The following is a 1,084-nucleotide window of genomic DNA, read 5'->3' as shown; positions in this document are numbered from 1 at the left end:
ATGCAAGACGTAGCGGAGCCAGTTTGGTTACAAGAGACAGGCCAATAGGGGATAGACACAGTTCACCCAAAGTATGGAAGAAGAACGCGCCAACTAGCCATAGCATGGATGTTTTCACGTTAGTATCACCACCTTGCTCCATTACTGCACCAACCATGCATAGGAAGCCTAGTGCCAAGAAGAACATGGCTAAAGCAAATTTCGCTGGTGAGTTTGGTTCACGTTTACCTAGTTTCACCCATAGAACCGCAAGGACAGGCGCAAGCGTAATGATAAAGAATGGGTTTAGTGACTGGAACCAAGCTGCAGGTACTTCAAAACCGCCAATCATACGATCGGTGTACTGCTGAGTGTAAATGTTCATCAGACCGCCAGCTTGCTCGAAACCAGCCCAGAATACGATAGTAAACAGGCTCATCACCAAGATAACTTTAATGCGATCTACTTCTTCTTTGGTAAGAGGCTGTTTTGTTTTGGCGTTCTTATTGTTTAGGTCGCGTTTCGCGGCTGGCTCACGGCCAATATCACCAAGCCAAGACTGTGAAAGCGACATTTGCATGACAAGGCTGATTATCATACCCACGCCCGCTGCTACGAAACCTGCTTTCCAACCAAATGAGTTCGTTACAGATCCAGAAACCACGCCGGCTAGTAAAGCACCAAGGTTGATACCCATGTAGAAGATAGTGAAAGCGCCATCACGACGGTTATCACCTTCATTGTAAAGGTCGCCAACCATGGTAGAGATATTTGGCTTGAATAGACCGTTACCACAAATAAGCAGAGCAAGACCTAAATAGAAAGTGTGAAGTGCTCCGAAGCCTAGTGCGTCAGCCGGAAGTGCCAGTGTGAACTGGCCGATAGCCATTAATGCACCACCAAGCAAAATTGAGCGGCGTTGGCCAAGGTAGTTATCGGCAAGGTAACCACCAATCAATGGGGTAATGTAAACAAGGCCGGTGTAAATGCCATAAAGGTCGAGCGCGTCTTTCGTTGACCAGCCCAAACCACCATTCATTGTGGTATCAGTTAAGTAGAGTACTAGAATGGCACGCATTGCGTAGTAGGAAAAGCGTTCCCAGAG

General features: G+C 47.2%; 1 protein-coding gene. It reads right to left on the bottom strand.

From position 1 onward, the window contains the following. On the bottom strand, nt 1-1,084 hold a 1,084-nt coding region (locus R7Q47_RS26165), incomplete at both ends, for a peptide MFS transporter (protein WP_318090251.1).

Source organism: Vibrio sp. Vb0349, assembly GCF_033338975.1.
The sequence above is the reverse complement of the archived record's forward strand: the minus strand, read 5'-3'. Positions and strand labels throughout refer to the sequence as shown.